This window comes from Stenotrophomonas sp. SAU14A_NAIMI4_8, assembly GCF_003086695.1.
In the GTDB taxonomy this organism is placed as follows: domain Bacteria; phylum Pseudomonadota; class Gammaproteobacteria; order Xanthomonadales; family Xanthomonadaceae; genus Stenotrophomonas.
The window spans coordinates 3,617,171-3,634,709 of record NZ_CP025999.1; the positions used below are offsets into that span (position 1 = coordinate 3,617,171).

The 17,539-nt window shown below is 68.1% G+C and carries 14 protein-coding genes; 12 read left to right on the forward strand and 2 right to left on the reverse strand.

The features are described from left to right. Positions 1–335: 335 nt before the first annotated feature. The 9 genes from ilvC (at position 336) to leuB (ending at position 9,993) form a co-directional block, all read left to right on the forward strand. Complete coding sequence (gene ilvC / locus C1930_RS16430; protein ID WP_108754076.1) at positions 336–1,310, forward strand: ketol-acid reductoisomerase; 975 nt, start codon at positions 336–338, stop codon at positions 1,308–1,310. A gap of 39 nt (positions 1,311–1,349) precedes the next feature. Next, positions 1,350–3,086, forward strand: coding sequence for an acetolactate synthase 2 catalytic subunit (gene ilvG, locus C1930_RS16435; protein ID WP_108772208.1), 1,737 nt, complete (start codon positions 1,350–1,352; stop codon positions 3,084–3,086). Next, positions 3,070–3,321 (forward strand): ACT domain-containing protein, encoded by a 252-nt coding sequence (locus C1930_RS16440; RefSeq protein ID WP_108750606.1) that lies wholly within the window; start codon positions 3,070–3,072, stop codon positions 3,319–3,321. The genes ilvG and C1930_RS16440 overlap by 17 nt, the downstream gene beginning before the upstream one ends. 96 nt (positions 3,322–3,417) lie before the next feature. After that, the gene (locus tag C1930_RS16445) at positions 3,418–4,518 is read left to right on the forward strand and encodes a threonine dehydratase (protein WP_108757099.1); all 1,101 of its coding nucleotides are present in this window, start codon (positions 3,418–3,420) and stop codon (positions 4,516–4,518) included. After that, on the forward strand, positions 4,515–6,098 hold the full coding sequence (locus C1930_RS16450; RefSeq protein ID WP_108757100.1) for a 2-isopropylmalate synthase: 1,584 nt from the start codon (positions 4,515–4,517) through the stop codon (positions 6,096–6,098). Before C1930_RS16445 ends, C1930_RS16450 begins: the two co-directional genes overlap by 4 nt. A 10-nt stretch (positions 6,099–6,108) precedes the next feature. Continuing rightward, positions 6,109–6,885 carry a class I SAM-dependent methyltransferase gene (locus tag C1930_RS16455; RefSeq protein WP_108757101.1) on the forward strand — a complete coding sequence of 259 codons (777 nt, stop codon included), beginning with the start codon at positions 6,109–6,111 and terminating at the stop codon, positions 6,883–6,885. Positions 6,886–6,945: 60 nt separating this feature from the next. Next, a complete protein-coding gene (gene leuC / locus C1930_RS16460; RefSeq protein WP_108757102.1) occupies positions 6,946–8,364 on the forward strand; it encodes a 3-isopropylmalate dehydratase large subunit in 1,419 nt (472 codons plus the stop codon). Further along, entirely contained in the window at positions 8,364–8,942 is a 579-nt protein-coding gene (gene leuD, locus C1930_RS16465) for a 3-isopropylmalate dehydratase small subunit (protein WP_006390726.1), read from the forward strand. Before leuC ends, leuD begins: the two co-directional genes overlap by 1 nt. Next, on the forward strand, positions 8,932–9,993 hold the full coding sequence (gene leuB, locus C1930_RS16470; RefSeq protein ID WP_108757103.1) for a 3-isopropylmalate dehydrogenase: 1,062 nt from the start codon (positions 8,932–8,934) through the stop codon (positions 9,991–9,993). The genes leuD and leuB overlap by 11 nt, the downstream gene beginning before the upstream one ends. A 291-nt stretch (positions 9,994–10,284) precedes the next feature. Here the strand turns inward: leuB and C1930_RS16475 are convergent, their stop codons facing one another. Then, a complete protein-coding gene (locus C1930_RS16475; protein WP_108772209.1) occupies positions 10,285–13,446 on the reverse strand; it encodes an efflux RND transporter permease subunit in 3,162 nt (1,053 codons plus the stop codon). Between the two features lie 3 nt (positions 13,447–13,449). After that, complete coding sequence (locus C1930_RS16480; protein WP_108772210.1) at positions 13,450–14,571, reverse strand: efflux RND transporter periplasmic adaptor subunit; 1,122 nt, start codon at positions 14,569–14,571, stop codon at positions 13,450–13,452. A gap of 121 nt (positions 14,572–14,692) precedes the next feature. Here C1930_RS16480 and C1930_RS16485 point away from each other — a divergent pair, with 121 nt between their 5' ends. From C1930_RS16485 to C1930_RS16495, 3 genes are all read left to right on the forward strand, one after another. After that, complete coding sequence (locus C1930_RS16485) at positions 14,693–15,370, forward strand: TetR/AcrR family transcriptional regulator (protein WP_108750597.1); 678 nt, start codon at positions 14,693–14,695, stop codon at positions 15,368–15,370. 141 nt (positions 15,371–15,511) lie between these two features. Further along, positions 15,512–16,159, forward strand: coding sequence for a protein-L-isoaspartate O-methyltransferase (locus C1930_RS16490; protein WP_108750596.1), 648 nt, complete (start codon positions 15,512–15,514; stop codon positions 16,157–16,159). A 16-nt stretch (positions 16,160–16,175) separates the two neighbouring features. Next, a complete protein-coding gene (locus C1930_RS16495) occupies positions 16,176–17,534 on the forward strand; it encodes a TolC family outer membrane protein (RefSeq protein ID WP_108754088.1) in 1,359 nt (452 codons plus the stop codon). Positions 17,535–17,539 lie beyond the last annotated feature (5 nt).

Sequence of the window (17,539 nt, forward strand, 5' to 3'; positions counted from 1 at the left end):
CGCTTCTCGTGCTCGTACTTATTAGCCAGCCCACAGGTGCGGGACGAGCCAGCGTGTAAGCAGACAACACACACCGGAACTCGATCAGAAACCCGCACCCACCCAGGTGCGGGTTTTTTCATTTCAGGACCTGGTTTCACACGCAACCACTCAGCCATCCAGCCACGACCATGCATACCGCCTCCCGCAAAACCCGGACCTGCACCACCACGCCCTGCCGTGGTGGCTGTGGCCGTGCGATGCGCGGCGCCTCCTCCCCCGTTTTCCCCTGACCGGCCGGTACGTCGCTTCGACTGCCGGCCGTCTTTTTTCTTCCCAGCCAAGGAACCTCCCCCATGAGCACCAACTCCCTGCCCCAGACCAAGATCGCCGTCATCGGTTACGGCAGCCAGGGCCGCGCCCACGCGCTGAACCTGCGTGAATCCGGCTTCGACGTGGTGGTAGGCCTGCGCCCGGGTGGCCCCACCGAAGCCAAGGCCCAGGCCGATGGCTTCACCGTGGTGGCCCCGGCTGACGCGGTGAAGGATGCCGACCTGGTGGCCGTGCTGACCCCGGACATGGTGCAGAAGAAGCTCTACAACGAGGTGCTGGCGCCGAACATGAAACAGGGCGCCTGCCTGTTGTTCGCCCACGGCCTGAACGTGCACTACGGCATGATCGAACCGCGCGCCGACCTGGACGTGGTGCTGGTCGCGCCGAAGGGCCCGGGCGCGCTGGTACGCCGCGAATACGAGATCGGCCGCGGCGTGCCGTGCATCTGGGCGGTCTACCAGGACACCAGCGGCCAGGCCGCGCAGCACGCGCAGGCTTATGCAGCCGGCCTGGGCGGCGCGCGCGCCAACCTGATCCAGACCACCTTCAAGGAAGAAACCGAAACCGATCTGTTCGGCGAACAGGCGGTGCTGTGCGGCGGTGCCTCGGCGCTGGTGCAGGCCGGCTTTGAAACCCTGGTGGAAGCCGGCTACCAGCCGGAAATCGCCTACTACGAAGTGCTGCACGAATTGAAGCTGATCGTGGATCTGTTCTACGAAGGCGGCATCTCGCGCATGCTGGAATTCATCTCCGAAACCGCGCAGTACGGTGACTACGTGAGCGGCCCGCGGGTGATCGACGCCGGCACCAAGGAGCGCATGAAGGAAGTCCTGAAGGACATCCAGGACGGCACCTTCACCAAGAACTGGGTGGCCGAGTACGAAGCGGGCCTGCCGAACTACAACAAATTCAAGCAGGCCGACCTGGAGCACCCGATCGAGAAGGTAGGCAAGGAACTGCGCGCCAAGATGGTCTGGTTGCAAGGACAGGCCGCGTAACCACGCGGCCCTCCCCCACCCGCTTTGCAAGGTTCCCCCATGAACTCTTCCACACACCGCAGCGCGCCGCCCAACGGCGCGCGCTGGCTGACCCAGGCGCTGGAGGCCGAGGGTGTCCGTACGCTGTTCGGTTACCCGGGCGGCACCATCATGCCGTTCTACGACGCGCTGGTGGATTCGGCGCTGAAGCACATCCTGGTGCGCCATGAGCAGGGCGCAGCGCTGGCAGCCAACGGCTTTGCCCGCGCCAGCGGCCAGGTTGGCGTCTGCGTGGCCACTTCCGGCCCGGGCGCGTCGAACCTGGTGACCGGCATCGCCGATGCGATGCTGGATTCGGTGCCCATGGTCTGCATCACCGGCCAGGTCGGCACGCCACTGCTGGGCACCGATGCCTTCCAGGAACTGGATGTGTTTGGCCTAACGATGCCCATCGTCAAGCACAGCTGGCTGGTGCGCAGCGTCGATGACCTGCCGCGCGTGGTGGCCGATGCCTTCCGCATCGCCCGCGAAGGCCGCCCCGGCCCGGTACTGATCGACCTGCCCAAGGACGTGCAGCTGGCCGATGCCAGCCACCTGCCGGCCCATGTGCCGGCCAGCGTTGAACCGCCGGCGGCCGCCGCCGATGCGGCCATTGCTGAAGCCATTGCCGCGCTGGCCGCGGCGGAAAAGCCGGTGGTCTACGCCGGCGGTGGCATTGCCCTGGGCGAGGCCGTGCAGGACCTGCGCGACTTCGTCGAGGCCAGCGCCATCCCCACCGTGATGACCCTGCGTGGCCTGGGCGCGCTGCCGCCGCAGCACCCGCAGTCGCTGGGCATGCTGGGCATGCACGGCACCCGTGCGGCGAACATGGCCGTGCAGGAGAGCGATCTGCTGCTGGTCCTGGGTGCACGCTTCGATGACCGTGCCACCGGCAAGCTGGCCGAGTTCGCCCCGTTCGCCCGCGTGGTCCACATCGACGCCGACGCGTACGAAATCTCCAAGCTGCGCAGCGCCGATGTCGCCGTGCCCGGCAACGTGGGCCATGCGATCCGCGCCCTGCGTGCGGCCTTCCCCTCCCCCAAGGCCCACCAGGACGCATGGCGCAAGCGCTGTGCACAGCACCGCGATCGCTTCGCCGCCCGCTACGACGCGCCGGGCCAGCACATCTACGCCCCGGCGCTGCTGAAGCGGCTGAGCGAACTGGCCCCGTCCGATGCGGTGATCGCCTGCGATGTTGGCCAGCACCAGATGTGGGTTGCCCAGCACTGCCGCTTCAACCACCCGCGCAACCACCTGACCAGTGGCGCACTGGGCACCATGGGCTTCGGCCTGCCGGCAGCGATGGGGGCGCAGTTCGCCTGCCCCGACCGCACCGTAGTGCTGGTGTCCGGCGATGGCAGCTTCATGATGAACGTGCAGGAACTGGCCACCATCGCCCGTTGCCGCCTGCCGGTGAAGATCGTGCTGCTGGACAACAGTTCGCTGGGCATGGTGCGGCAGTGGCAGGAACTGTTCTTCGCCGAGCGCTACAGCGAGATCGACCTGTCCGACAACCCGGACTTCGTGGCCCTGGCCAAGGTGTTCGGCATTGCCGCCACCCGCATCGACACCCGCGACGACGTGGAAGGTGGCCTGGCCGCGCTGCTGGCCGAGCCGGGCCCGGCCCTGCTGCACGTGGCCATCGACGCCCGCGCCAACGTGTGGCCGCTGGTGCCGCCCAACACCGCCAACAGCACCATGCTGGAAAGCAATCCCGCCCACGCCCGCCAGGAGACCCCCAATGCAATACCGGCTTGACCTGGTGCTGCACCCGGCCGAGGGCGCGCTGCTGCGCGTGATCGGCATGGCCGAACGCCGCGGCTTCGCGCCGCGCGCGATCAGCGGCGCGCCGGTGGACAGCGACGAAGGCCGCTGGCACCTGCAGCTGGTGGTGGACGGGCAGCGCCCGGCCGAAACGCTGTGCCGGCAGATCGAAAAGATCTACGACTGCGTATCGGTGCAGATCACCGCACTGGAAGGAGCCGCATCATGAACACCCGTACCGTAGAGACCACGGTGCCGGTACGGGGGCGTCTTCTTCGCCGCCCGTGCGCGCATGCGGCGCCGTGCCGCCGCCCGCAGGTGGCCCATGCCGGCCGCTGATGCCAGCACCGAAAGCGATGTCGGCGACGTAAGCGTTGCCGACGTTCTGGCTGCGCAGGCCCGCCTGCGCCGCTTCCTGCCGCCTACCCCGCTGCACCATGCCGAACGCTTCGGTACCTGGCTGAAGCTGGAGAACCTGCAGCGCACCGGCTCCTACAAGGTGCGTGGTGCGCTGAACGCGCTGTTGGCCGGCCGCGAACGCGGTGATACCCGGCCGGTCATCTGCGCCTCGGCCGGCAACCATGCCCAGGGCGTGGCCTGGGCCGCCTACCGCCTGGACGTGCCGGCGATCACCGTGATGCCGCACGGCGCACCGGCCACCAAGATCGCCGGCGTCGCCCACTGGGGCGCCACCGTGCGCCAGCACGGCAACAGCTATGACGAGGCCTATGCGTTCGCCGTGGAACTGGCGCAGCGCCACGGCTACCGTTTCCTGTCGGCGTTCGACGATGCCGACGTGATCGCCGGCCAGGGCACGGTCGGCATCGAACTGGCCCCCCACGCCATGGATGTAGTGATCGTGCCGATCGGCGGCGGTGGCCTGGCGTCCGGCGTAGCGCTGGCACTGAAATCGCAGGGCGTGCGCGTGATCGGCGCGCAGGTCGAGGGCGTGGATTCCATGGCCCGCGCTATCAGCGGGGACGTGCGCGAGATCGCACCGGTGCCATCGCTGGCCGACGGTGTGCGGGTGAAGATTCCCGGCTTCCTGACCCGCCGCCTGTGCAGCTCGCTGCTGGACGACGTGGTGATCGTGCGCGAAGCCGAACTGCGCGAGACGCTGGTGCGGCTGGCGCTGGAAGAACACATCATCGCCGAAGGCGCCGGTGCGCTGGCGCTGGCCGCCGGGCGCCGCGTGGCCGGCCGCCGCAAGTGTGCGGTGGTGTCCGGCGGCAACATCGACGCCGGTGTCCTGGCCGGCCTGCTCACTGATATCCGCCCGCGGCCGCCGCGCAAACCGCGCAGGCGCCGCACCGACGCCAACCGAACGCCACCGCGCTCGCCCGCCAAGGCCAGCGTCTCCACCGCTTCCCCTTCCCCTTCCCACCTGCAAGCCGCAACGCCCGCTGTCGAGGAGATTTCCCTGTGACCACCATCGAACGAATTACCACCCCGCGCATCCGCATCTTCGACACCACCCTGCGTGACGGCGAGCAGTCCCCCGGCTGCAGCATGAGCCCGCCGCAGAAGCTGGTGATGGCGCGTGCGCTGGACGAACTGGGCGTGGACATCATCGAGACCGGCTTCCCGGCCAGCTCGCAGTCCGACCGCGAAGCGATGGCCCTGATCGGCCGTGAGCTGCGCCGCCCCAGCCTGACCCTGGCCGTGCTGTCGCGCTGCCTGCAGGCCGACATCGAAACCTCGGCGCGCGCCCTGGAAGCTGCGGCCAACCCGCGCCTGCACGTGTTCCTGTCGACCAGCCCGCTGCACCGCGAACACAAGCTGCGCATGACCCGCGAGCAGGTGCTGGAATCGGTGCGCAAGCACGTGACCCTGGCGCGCTCGTACATCGACGACGTGGAGTTCTCCGCCGAAGATGCCACCCGTACCGAGCTGGATTATCTGATCGAGGTCTCGCGGGTGGCCATCGCCGCCGGTGCCACCACCATCAACCTGCCCGACACCGTGGGCTTCACCACCCCGGAAGAAATCCGCGCGATGTTCCAGCAGGTGATCGCCGGCGTGGCCGATGTCCCCAACGCGGCCAACGTGATCTTCAGCGCGCACTGCCACAACGATCTGGGCCTGGCCGTGGCCAACTCGCTGGCCGCCGTCGAAGGCGGCGCACGCCAGGTCGAGTGCACGATCAATGGCATCGGCGAGCGCGCCGGCAACTGCTCGCTGGAAGAGATCACCATGGCGCTGAAGGTGCGCCAGGCGTTCTACGAGCAGGACACCGCCATCAACACCCCGCGCATCGTCGGCACCTCGCAGCTGCTGCAGCGCCTGGTCGGCATGCCGGTACAGCGCAACAAGGCCATTGTGGGCGCCAATGCCTTCGCCCATGAATCGGGCATCCACCAGCACGGCATGCTGCGCCACCGCGGCACCTACGAAATCATGCGTCCGGAAGACGTGGGCTGGGAAGATTCGCAGATGGTGCTGGGCCGCCACAGCGGCCGCGCCGCCGTGGAGTCGCGCCTGCGTGCGCTGGGCTTCTGGCTGGAAGAAGACGAGCTGAAGCTGGTGTTCGAGCAGTTCAAGGGCCTGTGCGAGCAGCAGCGCGTGGTAACCGATGCCGATCTGCAGACCCTGATGCAGGGCGGGTCCAACGCGCAGGGCTATCGCCTGGCTTCGATGACCATCAGCGATGTCGGCAGCCGCGCCAACGCCCTGGTGGAACTGTCCGATCCGGAAGGCAACCGCGTGGCCGAGACCGCGCAGGGCGATGGCCCGGTCGACGCCCTGTTCGGCGCGCTGTCGGCCGCCACCGGCGTGCAGCTGATGCTGGACAGCTACCAGGTGCACAGCGTGGGCATCGGCGCCGATGCGCGCGGCGAGGCCAACCTGAGCGTGCGCCACGAAGGCATCGAGTACGACGGCACCGGCACCAGCAAGGACATCATCGAAGCCTCGGCACTGGCCTGGTTGGATGTAGCCAACCGCCTGCTGCGCCAGCGCCAGGCCGCCGCCAGCACCGCCGAAACTGCTACCCCCGCCACCGCCTGAGGACTGTGAGATGAGCGCCTTCGACACCCCCACCCCGGCCTCGGCCGGCCAGCAGTGGAATGCCCAGGACTATGCGATCGACGCCGGCTTCGTGCCGCTGCTCGGCGGTGCGGTTGCGCGCCTGCTCGACCCGCGCGCCGGCGAGCGCATCCTGGACCTGGGCTGTGGCGATGGCGTGCTCACCACCGAACTGGCACTGAGCGGCGCCCGCCTGCGCGGCGTGGATGCCTCGCCCGAGCTGGTGATCGCCGCCCGCGCGCGCGGCGTCGATGCGCAGGTGATGGACGGCCACGCGCTGGCCTTCGACAGTGAATTCGATGCGGTGTTCAGCAACGCTGCGCTGCATTGGATGGGCAACCCCGACCGCGTGCTGGAAGGCGTCCGCCGGGCGTTGCGCCCGGGCGGCCGCTTCGTCGCCGAATTCGGCGGCCATGGCAACGTGGCCACGATCATCGCCGCAGTGCAGGCCGCGCGCGTGGCCCACGGCCACGGCGCCAGCGCGTTCCAGTGGTACTTCCCGACCGCTGACAGCTACGCCGATCGCCTGCGCCAGCACGGCTTCCAGGTGCAGCTGATCGAAACCACGCCACGCCCCACCGCACTGCCGACCGGCGTGGCCGGCTGGCTGCGGGTGTTCGCCGCACCGCTGCTGGACGACCTGCCGGCCGACGCCCGCGCCACCGTGCGCGACGCCGCGGCGGCCCTTCTGAACGACCTGCCGCGTGACGCCGCTGGCCAGCCGCTGGCCGACTACGTGCGCCTGCGCGTGCTCGCCCGCCGTCGCTGACTTGACCGTTTCATACTCTTTACTGATGTTCGCTATCTCGTACTTCTGCCAGGCATACGCATGACTTCCGCACCCCGCACCCTGTACGACAAACTGTGGGACGCCCACGTGGTGGTTCCCGAATCCGACAGCGCCCCCGCCGTGCTGTACATCGACCTGCACCTGATCCACGAGGTCACCTCGCCGCAGGCCTTCACCGAGCTGCGCGCGCGCGGCCTGGCGCCGCGCCGCCCGGACCGCACCAAGGCGACGATGGACCATTCCACCCCCACCCTGCCGGCCGGTGCCGACGGCAAGCTGCCCTATGCCAGCGCCGCCTCCGAAGCGCAGGTGGCCACCCTGGCGCGCAACTGCGCCGAGTACGGCATCGAACTGTTCGACATGGCCTCGGACAACCGCGGCATCGTCCACGTCATCGCGCCCGAACAGGGCTTCACCCAGCCGGGCATGACCATCGTCTGCGGTGACAGCCACACCTCCACCCACGGTGCGTTCGGCTCGCTGGCCTTCGGCATCGGCACCAGCGAAGTGGGCCACGTGCTGGCCACCCAGTGCCTGCTGCAGCGCAAGGCCAAGACCTTCGCAATCACCGTCGACGGCGCGCTGGCGCCGGGCGTGGGTGCCAAGGACGTGGTCCTGCACATCATCGGCGTGATCGGCGTGAACGGTGGCACCGGCCATGTGATCGAGTTCCGTGGCAGCACCATCGAAGCGATGGACATGGAACAGCGCATGACCCTGTGCAACATGTCCATCGAAGCCGGCGCGCGCGCCGGCATGGTGGCCCCGGACCAGGTCACCTTCGACTTCGTGGCCAACACCCCGCGCGGCCCCAAGGGCGCCGACTTCGATGCCGCCGTGGCGCGCTGGCAGCAGCTGCGCAGCGATGACGGCGCACGCTTCGACAGCGAAGTGCGCATCGATGCCGCCGACATCCGCCCCACCCTGACCTGGGGCACCCACCCGGGTACCGCCATCGCGGTGGACGCGCCGATTCCGGCCGCCAACGATGCCGCCGCGCAGAAGGGCCTGGACTACATGCACTTCCAGCCCGGCCATGCCCTGGCCGGTACGCCGGTGGACGTGGTGTTCGTCGGCTCCTGCACCAACGGCCGCCTGAGCGACATGCGCGAAGTGGCGCAGGTGCTGCGTGGCCGCCACGTGGCCGACGGCGTGCGCATGCTGGTGGTGCCGGGTTCGGAAATCGTCAAGCGCCAGGCCGAGGCCGAAGGCATCCACGAGATCGTGCGTGCCGCCGGTGCCGAATGGCGCGAGCCGGGCTGTTCGATGTGCATCGCCATGAACGGTGACCTGGTAGCCCCCGGCCAGCTGGCCGTGAGCACCAGCAACCGCAACTTCGAGGGCCGCCAGGGCCCCGGTTCGCGCACCCTGCTGGCTTCGCCGATGAGCGCGGCCTGGGCCGCGGTGAAGGGCCAGGTAGCCGATACCCGCGAACTGTTCGCACAGGAGGTGGCGTGATGGCCGGTTTCCGTACCCTGACATCGTCCAGCGTGGTGCTGGCGCAGACCAACATCGACACCGACCAGATCATTCCGGCGCGGTTCCTGTCCACCACCGAACGCGCCGGCCTGGGCCGCAACGCGTTCAATGACTGGCGCTGGCAGGCCGACGGTTCGCCGGTGGCCGACTTCGCCTTCAACCAGCCGCACAACGCCGGCCGCAGCATCCTGCTGGCGGGCCGCAACTTCGGCTGCGGTTCTTCGCGCGAACATGCGCCGTGGGCGCTGACCGACCTGGGCCTGCGCGCCATCGTCAGCAGCGAGATCGCCGACATCTTCCGCGGCAATTCGCTGAAGAACGGCCTGCTGCCGATCGTGCTGGACGAGGCCGACGTGCAGGCGCTGATGCAGCGCCCGGACGATGAACTGACCATCGATGTGGCCGCGCGCGAGCTGCGCACGCCCGATGGCCGGGTGTATTCCTTCCCGCTGGATGGCTTCTCGCAGACCTGCCTGCTGGAAGGCGTGGACCAGTTGGGGTATCTGTTGGGCCGTGTCCCTGAAATCGAACGTTACGAGAGTGAGCATGCACGCTGAGATTGTTGTCCTGCCCGGTGATGGCATCGGCCCGGAAGTGGCCGCCGCCGCGGTTGCCGTCCTGAAGGCCGTCGCCGAACGCTTCAACCACACCTTCACCTTCAGCGAGCACGATATCGGTGGCATCGCCATCGACCGCCACGGCGAACCGCTGCCGGCCGCGACGCTGGCCGCCTGCGAGGCCGCGAACGCGGTGCTGCTGGGGGCCGTGGGTGGCCCGAAGTGGTCCGACCCGAATGCCAAGGTGCGCCCGGAACAGGGCCTGCTGGCGATCCGCAAGGCGCTGGGCCTGTACGCCAACCTGCGCCCGGTGCGCACCCATGAGGCCGCACTGCACGCCTCGCCGATCAAGGCCGAACTACTGCAGGGCGTGGACTTCGTGGTGGTGCGCGAGCTGACCGGCGGCATCTACTTCGGCGACAAGACCCGCGATGCCGACAGTGCCAGCGACCTGTGCCGCTACACCGTGGCCGAGATCGAGCGCGTGCTGCGCAGCGCCTTCCGCCTGGCGCAGCAGCGGCGTGGCAAGGTCACCTCGGTGGACAAGGCCAACGTGCTGGAAACCTCGCGCCTGTGGCGCGACGTGGCCGCGCGCATCGGCCGCGAGGAATTCCCGGACGTTGCCCTGGAACACCAGCTGGTCGATTCAATGGCCATGCACCTGCTGGCCAAGCCGCGCGAGTACGACGTGATCGTGACCGAGAACATGTTCGGCGACATCCTCACCGATGAAGCCTCGATGTTGGCCGGTTCGCTGGGCCTGCTGCCGTCGGCCTCGCTGGGTGAGCCGGGCGCGGTCGGCATCTACGAACCGATCCACGGCTCGGCGCCGGACATCGCCGGCAAGGGCATCGCCAACCCCTACGCGACGATCTTCAGCGCAGCGATGCTGCTGCGCCATTCGCTGGGGCTGGAAGCCGAAGCCGCCGCCGTGGAAGCGGCCGTGCATGCGGTGCTGGACGACGGCGTGTTCACCGCCGACCTGGCCGCCAAGGGCCAGGCCGTGAGCACGGCGGCCGCCACCGATGCGGTGCTGGCCAAGCTGGCCTGATCCGGCCTTCTTCGGATATTGCGCGCAGCCACCCATGGGGTGGCTCTACTGCATAACCACGCCATGCCCCGCCCAGTAGATCCACGCCATGCGTGGATGCAGTAGATCCACGCCATGCGTGGATGCAGTAGATCCACGCCATGCGTGGATGCGGTAGATCCACGCCATGCGTGGATGCAGTAGATCCACGCCATGCGTGGATGCGGTAGATCCACGCCATGCGTGGATGCCCCAACCCGTGCCAACCAAGGTTGGCACCTACCAAGGGCAGGGGCCCGGGAACCCGGGGCATTACGCCCCGGATTCGTCCGGCTTCACCCGGAACCAGGCGGCGTACAGCGCCGGCAGGAACACCAGGGTCAATACCGTGCCGACGATCAGGCCGCCCATGATCGAGATCGCCATCGAGCCGTAGAACGCGCTGCGCGACAGCGGAATCATCGCCAGCACTGCGGCCAGCGCGGTCAGCACGATCGGACGGAAGCGGCGCACGGTCGCGTCAATGATCGCGTGCCAGCGGTCGTGCCCGGCGTCGATGTCCTGCTGGATCTGATCAATCAGGATCACCGAGTTGCGCATGATCATGCCAGCCAGCGCGATCGTGCCCAGCAGGGCGACGAAGCCGAACGGTGCGCGGAACAGCAGCAGGAACAGCGTGGCGCCGATGATGCCCAGCGGTGCGGTGACCAGCACCATGGCCGCACGCGAGAAGCTGCGCAGCTGCAGCATCAGAAGCGTGGCCACCACGATCAGGAACAGCGGCATGCCGGCCTTGATCGAATCCTGGCCGCGGGTGGAGTCTTCCACTGAACCGCCGGTTTCCAGCAGGTAGCCACTGGGCAGCCCGGCACGGATGCCATCCAGGGTCGGCACGATCTGCTGCACCACATCCAACGCCTGCATGCCATCGCTGATGTCCGCCCGCACGGTGACCGTCGGCAGGCGGTTGCGGTGCCAGATGATGCCATCCTCGAAGGCGTACTCCAGCCGCGCGACCTGCGACAGGGTGACGGCGGTGCCGCCGCTGGTCGGAATCGCCAGGCTGCCCAGCAGGTCCAGCTGCGCGCGTTCGTTGTCCGGCCCACGCAGCAGCATCTCGATCTGGCGGTTGCCTTCACGATAGGTGCTCACGCTCATGCCCGACAGCGAACTGCTGAGGAACTGGCTGACCTGGGCACTGCTCACCCCCAGCGCGCGCGCGCGGTCCTGGTCGATCACCAGCCGCACCACCTTGCTCGGCTCGCTCCAGTCCAGGTTGACGTTCATCACGTGCGGGTTCTCGCGCACCTTGGCTTCGACCTGGCGCGCGATGGCCTGCACCTGGGCGATGTGTTCGCCCGACACGCGCATCTGCACCGGATAGCCCACCGGCGGACCGTTCTCCAGGCGCGTCACGCGCATCTGCACGTCCGGGAACTGCTTGATCAAATCCTTCAGCATCCAGTCGCGGGTGCTTTCGCGTGCCTTGGCATCGTCGGTAAGCACCACGAACTGGGCGAAGTTGGTGGCCGGCAACTGCTGGTCCAGCGGCAGATAGAAGCGCGGCGAACCGGTGCCGACGTAGGCCACGTAGTTGCTGATGCCAGCGCGCCCCTTCAGCAGTTTTTCCAGCTTGTCGGCCTGGGCCTGGGTAGCGGCCAGCGACGCGCCTTCGGCCAGTTCGATGTCCACCATCAGCTCGGGGCGGGTGGAATCGGGGAAGAACTGCTGCGGCACGAAGCGGAACAGCAGCAGCGACCCGACGAACAGCGCGATGGTCGCGGCGATCACCCACCAGCGATGGCGCAGGCAACGGTCCAGGAACGCACGGAAGCGGGTGTAGAACGGCCGCTGGTACGGATCATGGTCGTGGTCGTGCTGCTTGGGCACGATCCAGCGCGCCAGCGCCGGATGGCGGTCGGCCCACTGCAGGCGGCGCGCATGCCAGCGCGCGGCCAGGCTGCCGGGCTTGGGCGGCTGCGGATTGAACAGGTCCGGCAGCATCTTGTCGCCCAGATAGGGAATGAACAGCACCGCCGCGATCCACGACACCACCAGCGCGATGGTCACCACCTGGAACAGCGAGCGGGTGTATTCGCCGGTACTGGACGCGGCGGTGGCGATCGGCAGGAAGCCGGCCGCGGTGATCAGGGTGCCGGTCAGCATCGGGAACGCGGTGGATTCCCAGGCGAAACTGGCTGCACGCAGGCGGTCGTAACCCTGCTCCATCTTGGTGGCCATCATTTCCACCGCGATGATCGCATCGTCCACCAGCAGGCCCAGCGCCAGCACCAGGGCGCCCAGCGAGATCTTGTGCAGGCCGATGTCGAAGTAGTGCATGACGAAGAAGGTCATCGCCAGCACCAGCGGGATGGTCACGCCCACCACCAGGCCGGTGCGCAGGCCCAGCGAGAAGAAGCTGACCAGCAGCACGATCACCACCGCCTCGGTCAGCACCTGCACGAACTCGCCCACCGACTCTTCCACCGCATGCGGCTGGTCGGAGACCTTGCGCAGCTGCATGCCCGCCGGCAGGGTTTTCTGCAGGCGCTCGAACTCGGCATCCAGGGTGGCGCCCAGCTTCAGGATGTCACCGCCGTCCTTCATCGCCACGGCCAGGCCGATCGCATCCTGGCCCATGAAGCGCATCTTCGGCGAGGCAGGGTCGGCGAAGCCGCGCTTGATCTCGGCGATGTCGCCCAGGTGCACGGTGCGCTCGCCGGCCTGGATCGGGAAGCGGCGGATGTCCTCGATGGAATCGAACTGACCGGTCACGCGCAGCTGCACGCGGTCGCTCGGGGTCTCGAAGAAACTGGTGGCCGTCACCGCGTTCTGGTCGGCCAGGGCCTGCTGCACCTGCTGCAGCGATACGCCCAGCGTGGCCAGCTTGGTGTTGGACAGCTCGATCCAGACCTTCTCGTCCTGCAGGCCGACCAGGTCGATCTTGCCCACGTCGGGCACGCGCTGCAGTTCCAGCTGGATGCGGTCGGCGTAGTCGCGCATCACCGCGTAATCGAAGCCTTCGCCGGTCAAGGCGTAGATGTTGCCGAAGGTATCGCCGAACTCATCGTTATAGAACGGGCCGACGATCTCGCGCGGCAAGGTGGCGCGGATATCGCCCACGCGCTTGCGCACCTGGTACCAGAGATCGGGAATCTGCTTGGAGCGCAGGCTGTCGCGGGCCATGAAGATCACCTGCGATTCGCCCGGGCGCGAGTACGAACGGATGAACTCGTATTCGCCGGTGTTCATCAGTGCCTTTTCAATCGGCTCGGTCACCTGCCGCGAGACCTGCTCGGCGGTGGCGCCGGGCCACATCGTGCGCACCACCATCGCCTTGAAGGTGAACGGCGGATCTTCGGACTGGCCCAGATGCTTGTACGACCATGCGCCGATGACGGCGAAGGCGAGCATGGCAAACAGCACCAGCGGGCGGTTGCCCAGCGCCCACTCGGAAAGATTGAAGCGGCGCATGGCTCAGTGTTCCTTGGCGGCGGGCGCAGTCGGTGCCAGCACCGGGCGGTTCTGCCGGTCCACCGGCGCCACCACCTGGCCTTCGCGCAGCAGATGACCGCCGGCGGCCACCACCCAATCACTCGCCGCTACGCCGGACAGCACCGGTACGGCCTGCGCACCGTAGGCGCCGACCTTCACCTGCGTCGCCTTCAGCGCGCCGGTGGCCGGATTGACCACCCAGACGCTGGCCTGGCCATCGGCGCCGCGCTGCACCGCAGCCAGCGGCAACTGCAGCGTGCCGCTGCGGCCGGCCGTGGCGAACACCCGTGCGCTCTGGCCCAGTTCCACTTCGCTCAGTGCTTCCGGCGCCAGGCTGACGCGGGTGGCGTAGGTGCGGGCCTGCGCGTCGGCCGCCGGGGCGATCTCACGCAGGGTGCCGGGCAGCATCTGGCCGGGGCGGTTCCACAGTTCCACCTGCACGGCCTGGCCGACCTGGTAGTCGCGGATCGAGCTTTCCGGCAGGGCGATCAGCACCTCGCGGCCGCCATCGGCGGCCAGGGTGAACACCGTCTGCCCGGCACTGACCACCTGCCCGGCTTCGGCCTGGCGGCTGGCGATCACGCCATCGGCCGGTGCCCGCAGCTGCGCGTACTCGGCCTGGTTGCGGGCCACGGCCAGGTTGGCCCGGGCGGCATTGGCCTGTCCCTGTGCCGCCTTGAAGGCAGCGGTCTGCTGGTCCAGCGCCGATCGGCTCACCAACTGGTCTTCGGCCAGCGTCGCGTAGCGCTTCTGGTCATCGCGGGCGCGCACCAGGTCGGCTTCGGCCGCCGCCAACTGGGCCTGCGATGCCGCCGCCTGCGAGGCGTAGTCGGCCACGTCCAGTTCGGCCAGCAGCTGGCCCTTCTTCACCCGTTCACCGGCATCGACGAGGCGCTTGACCAGGTTCCCGCCCACCCGGAACGACAGCGGGCTTTCCTGGCGCGCACGCACCTCACCGGGATACGCCGCCGGCGCCTGCCCGTCCTGGGTGACCGGGTGGACCACCAGCACCGGCAGGGCCGGCGCCGGCTCGGCCGCCTGCTTGCCACACGCTGCCAGCACCACGGCCAGCGCACCTACGCCCAACCAACGCATGTTCTTCATGGCGATACGACCTGAAAGGAAATCCGGAGGACCACGGCGGCAACACTCTGTTACGCCACGGACATTATTGAACCAGCCGGTATAGTATAAATATCGAACCGCGTGGTCTAGTATTACGGCAATGAGTTCCCCCACTTCCCGCAAGCCGTCGGCCAAGGCCACTGCCAAGGCCGCCGGGCCCGGGCGTCCGAAGGACCTGGGCAAGCGCGCTGCCATCCTGGAAGCCGCCAAAGTGCTGTTCATCGAACAGGGCTACAGCGGTGTGAGCATGGACAGCATCGCCGCCCAGGCCGGCGTGTCGAAGCTGACCGTTTACAGCCATTTCGGCGACAAAGAGACCCTGTTCTCGCAGGCGGTGCAGTCCAAGTGCATCGAGATGCTGCCCGATGCGCTGTTCGTGGCCGACGCCGAGGGCCCGCTGCGCGACCAGCTGCTGGGCATTGGCCACGCCTTCTTCGAGCTGATCACTTCGGACGCGGCGCTGTCGATCCAGCGGGTGATGATGGCGCCGGAAACCGACGCGCGCCTGCGCGAACTGTTCTGGCAGGCCGGCCCGCTGCGCACCTGCGAGGCGCTGGCTGAGTTCCTGCGCTCGCGCACGGCGCGCGGCGAACTGCAGATCGACGACTTTGCCCAGGCCGGGCAACAGTTCCTGACCCTGGTGAAGGGCGAGGTGCACATGCATATGATGTGCGGCATGCCATTGTCCCCGGCCGAGACCGACGCCACGACCCATGTGGCCGCCAGCGTCGATTTCTTCCTGCGCGCCTATGCCCCGCGAGGGGCCGGAAACGACTGAAACGCACCAACCTGAACGAACCGGAGGTCGCGATGACTTCCGGCACTGCGACCCCGGCCACCCGGCAGCTGATGCTCTGGGCGCGCCGCCGGCCTCCGGCACCGGTAAAATGGCCGGCCCACTGCGCTGGATTTGAACCTCATGACGATTGATTACGCCCACGCCCGCGAACTGATGGTGGAACAGCAGATCCGTCCCTGGGACGTGCTGGACATCAAGGTGCTCGACGTCCTGGCCCGCCTGCCGCGCGAGGCCTTCGTCGCCGACGCGCGCCGTGCGCTGGCCTACACCGATGTCGAACTGCCCATCGGCAACGGCCAGAAGATGATGAAGCCGGTGATCGAAGGCCGCACCCTGCAGGCGCTGGATCTGCAGCCGGGTGATGAAGTGCTGGAGATCGGTACCGGCAGCGGTTTCCTGTCGGCCTGCATCGGCGCGCTGGCGCGCGACGTGCTGAGCCTGGAAATCGACCCAGAACTGGCCGCCGCTGCACGCGCGCGCCTGGACGCTTCCGGCCTGGGCACCAACGTGCGGGTTGAAGTGGCCGATGCCCTGACCTGGCAGACCGACCGCCGCTTCGACGTGATCTGTGTCACTGGCGCAGTGGACGTGGTGCCGTCACAGTTCGCCTCGTGGCTGCGTCCGGGCGGTCGCCTGTTCGTGATCCACGGCCGTTCGCCGGCCATGGAAGCGCTGCTGGTGAAGGCCGACGGCAGCACCGAATCGCTGTTCGAGACCGATATCGATTACCTGCGCGGTGCCGCCCCGGCACCCCAGTTCCACCTCTGAGTCCAAGGAAGCCGCAATGATCCGCCGATCCCTCGCTGTTGCGCTGGCCACTGCCCTGCTGCCGTTGTCTGCCCATGCCGCCGACCTGCTGCAGGTCTACGAAATGGCGCGCAACGGTGACCCGCAGCTGGCCGCTGCCGAATCGACCCGGCTGTACGACAAGGAAGGCGCCGTGCAGGCACGCGCTGCCCTGCTGCCGCAGATCAACGGCACCGCCGCGCTGAACCGCACGCGCAGCGAAGCCAATGCCGATGCCAACTCCGGTTCGGTGATGAGCAAGCGCCGCAGCTACACGGTCGATGGCAGCCAGACGCTGTTCAACTGGACCCAGATCAGCAACCTGCGTTCGCAGCGCGAGCTGAGCAAGGCGGCGGATTTCACCCTCGATTCGGCCAACGACAGCCTGATCGTGCGCACCTCGGCGGCCTACTTCAACGTGCTGGTGGCGATCGAATCGCTGACCGCCGCACAGACCAATGAAGCGGCCGCGAAGAAGCAGTTCGACTTCGCCGACAAGCGCCTGGAAGTGGGCCTGGCGCCGATCACCGACGTGCACGAAGCGCGCGCCCAGTACGACCAGGCGCGCGCCAACACCATCGTTGCGCAGAACACCCTGGCCGATAACTACCAGGCCCTGACCGAGCTGACCGGCCAGCCGGTGGTGAACCTGCGCGGCCTGCCGGCCGACTTCCGCCCGGAAGTGCCGGCCAACCGCGGCAACATCGATGAACTGGTGACCCAGGCCAGCGGCCAGAATCCGGCGCTGAAGGCGCAGGAACTGAAGGTCAGCGCCGCCGAAGCCGGCGTGCAGGCGGCCCGTGGCGGTCACTACCCGACCCTGTCGCTGGGCGGCAGCTGGGGCAAGAGCGCGACCTGGGGCGACAGCACCGGCGCCGGCTCGCTGTCGCCCGATGCCCGCACCAACAGCATCGGCCTGACCCTGAGCGTGCCGATCTTCTCCGGCGGTGCCACCCAGTCGGGCGTGCGCCAGGCCCTGGCCCAGCGTGATATCGCCCAGGACACCTACGAACAGCAGAAGCGTGCGCTGGACCGCAACACCCGCAATGCCTACCAGACCCTGGTGCAGGGCATCAGCGAAGTGGAAGCGCGCCGCCTGGCCGTGGTTTCGGCACAGAGCGCCTACGACGCTTCGCAGGTCGGCCTGGAAGTGGGTACCCGCACGGTGCTGGACGTGATCCAGAACCAGCGCATCCTGTTCTCGGCGCAGCTGGATTACGCCCAGGCCCGCTACACCTTCCTGCAGAACCGCCTGCTGCTGAGCCAGTCGCTGGGTTCGCTGGACGTGGCCGAGCTGCAGGACATCAACCGCCTGCTGACCCAGGACGCGGGCAACCCGTCGACCACCACGCGCTGATTGCA

Excerpts from the sequence above, each read along its gene's own strand:
- ilvC (WP_108754076.1), top strand. The coding sequence starts at position 336 with ATGAGCACCAACTCCCTGCCCCAGACCAAGATCGCCGTCATCGGTTAC.
- ilvG (WP_108772208.1), top strand. The coding sequence starts at position 1,350 with ATGAACTCTTCCACACACCGCAGCGCGCCGCCCAACGGCGCGCGCTGG.
- C1930_RS16440 (WP_108750606.1), top strand. The coding sequence starts at position 3,070 with ATGCAATACCGGCTTGACCTGGTGCTGCACCCGGCCGAGGGCGCGCTG.
- C1930_RS16445 (WP_108757099.1), top strand. The coding sequence starts at position 3,418 with ATGCCGGCCGCTGATGCCAGCACCGAAAGCGATGTCGGCGACGTAAGC.
- C1930_RS16455 (WP_108757101.1), top strand. The coding sequence starts at position 6,109 with ATGAGCGCCTTCGACACCCCCACCCCGGCCTCGGCCGGCCAGCAGTGG.
- leuC (WP_108757102.1), top strand. The coding sequence starts at position 6,946 with ATGACTTCCGCACCCCGCACCCTGTACGACAAACTGTGGGACGCCCAC.
- leuD (WP_006390726.1), top strand. The coding sequence starts at position 8,364 with ATGGCCGGTTTCCGTACCCTGACATCGTCCAGCGTGGTGCTGGCGCAG.
- leuB (WP_108757103.1), top strand. The coding sequence starts at position 8,932 with ATGCACGCTGAGATTGTTGTCCTGCCCGGTGATGGCATCGGCCCGGAA.
- C1930_RS16475 (WP_108772209.1), bottom strand. The coding sequence starts at position 13,446 with ATGCGCCGCTTCAATCTTTCCGAGTGGGCGCTGGGCAACCGCCCGCTG.
- C1930_RS16480 (WP_108772210.1), bottom strand. The coding sequence starts at position 14,571 with ATGAAGAACATGCGTTGGTTGGGCGTAGGTGCGCTGGCCGTGGTGCTG.
- C1930_RS16485 (WP_108750597.1), top strand. The coding sequence starts at position 14,693 with ATGAGTTCCCCCACTTCCCGCAAGCCGTCGGCCAAGGCCACTGCCAAG.
- C1930_RS16490 (WP_108750596.1), top strand. The coding sequence starts at position 15,512 with ATGACGATTGATTACGCCCACGCCCGCGAACTGATGGTGGAACAGCAG.
- C1930_RS16495 (WP_108754088.1), top strand. The coding sequence starts at position 16,176 with ATGATCCGCCGATCCCTCGCTGTTGCGCTGGCCACTGCCCTGCTGCCG.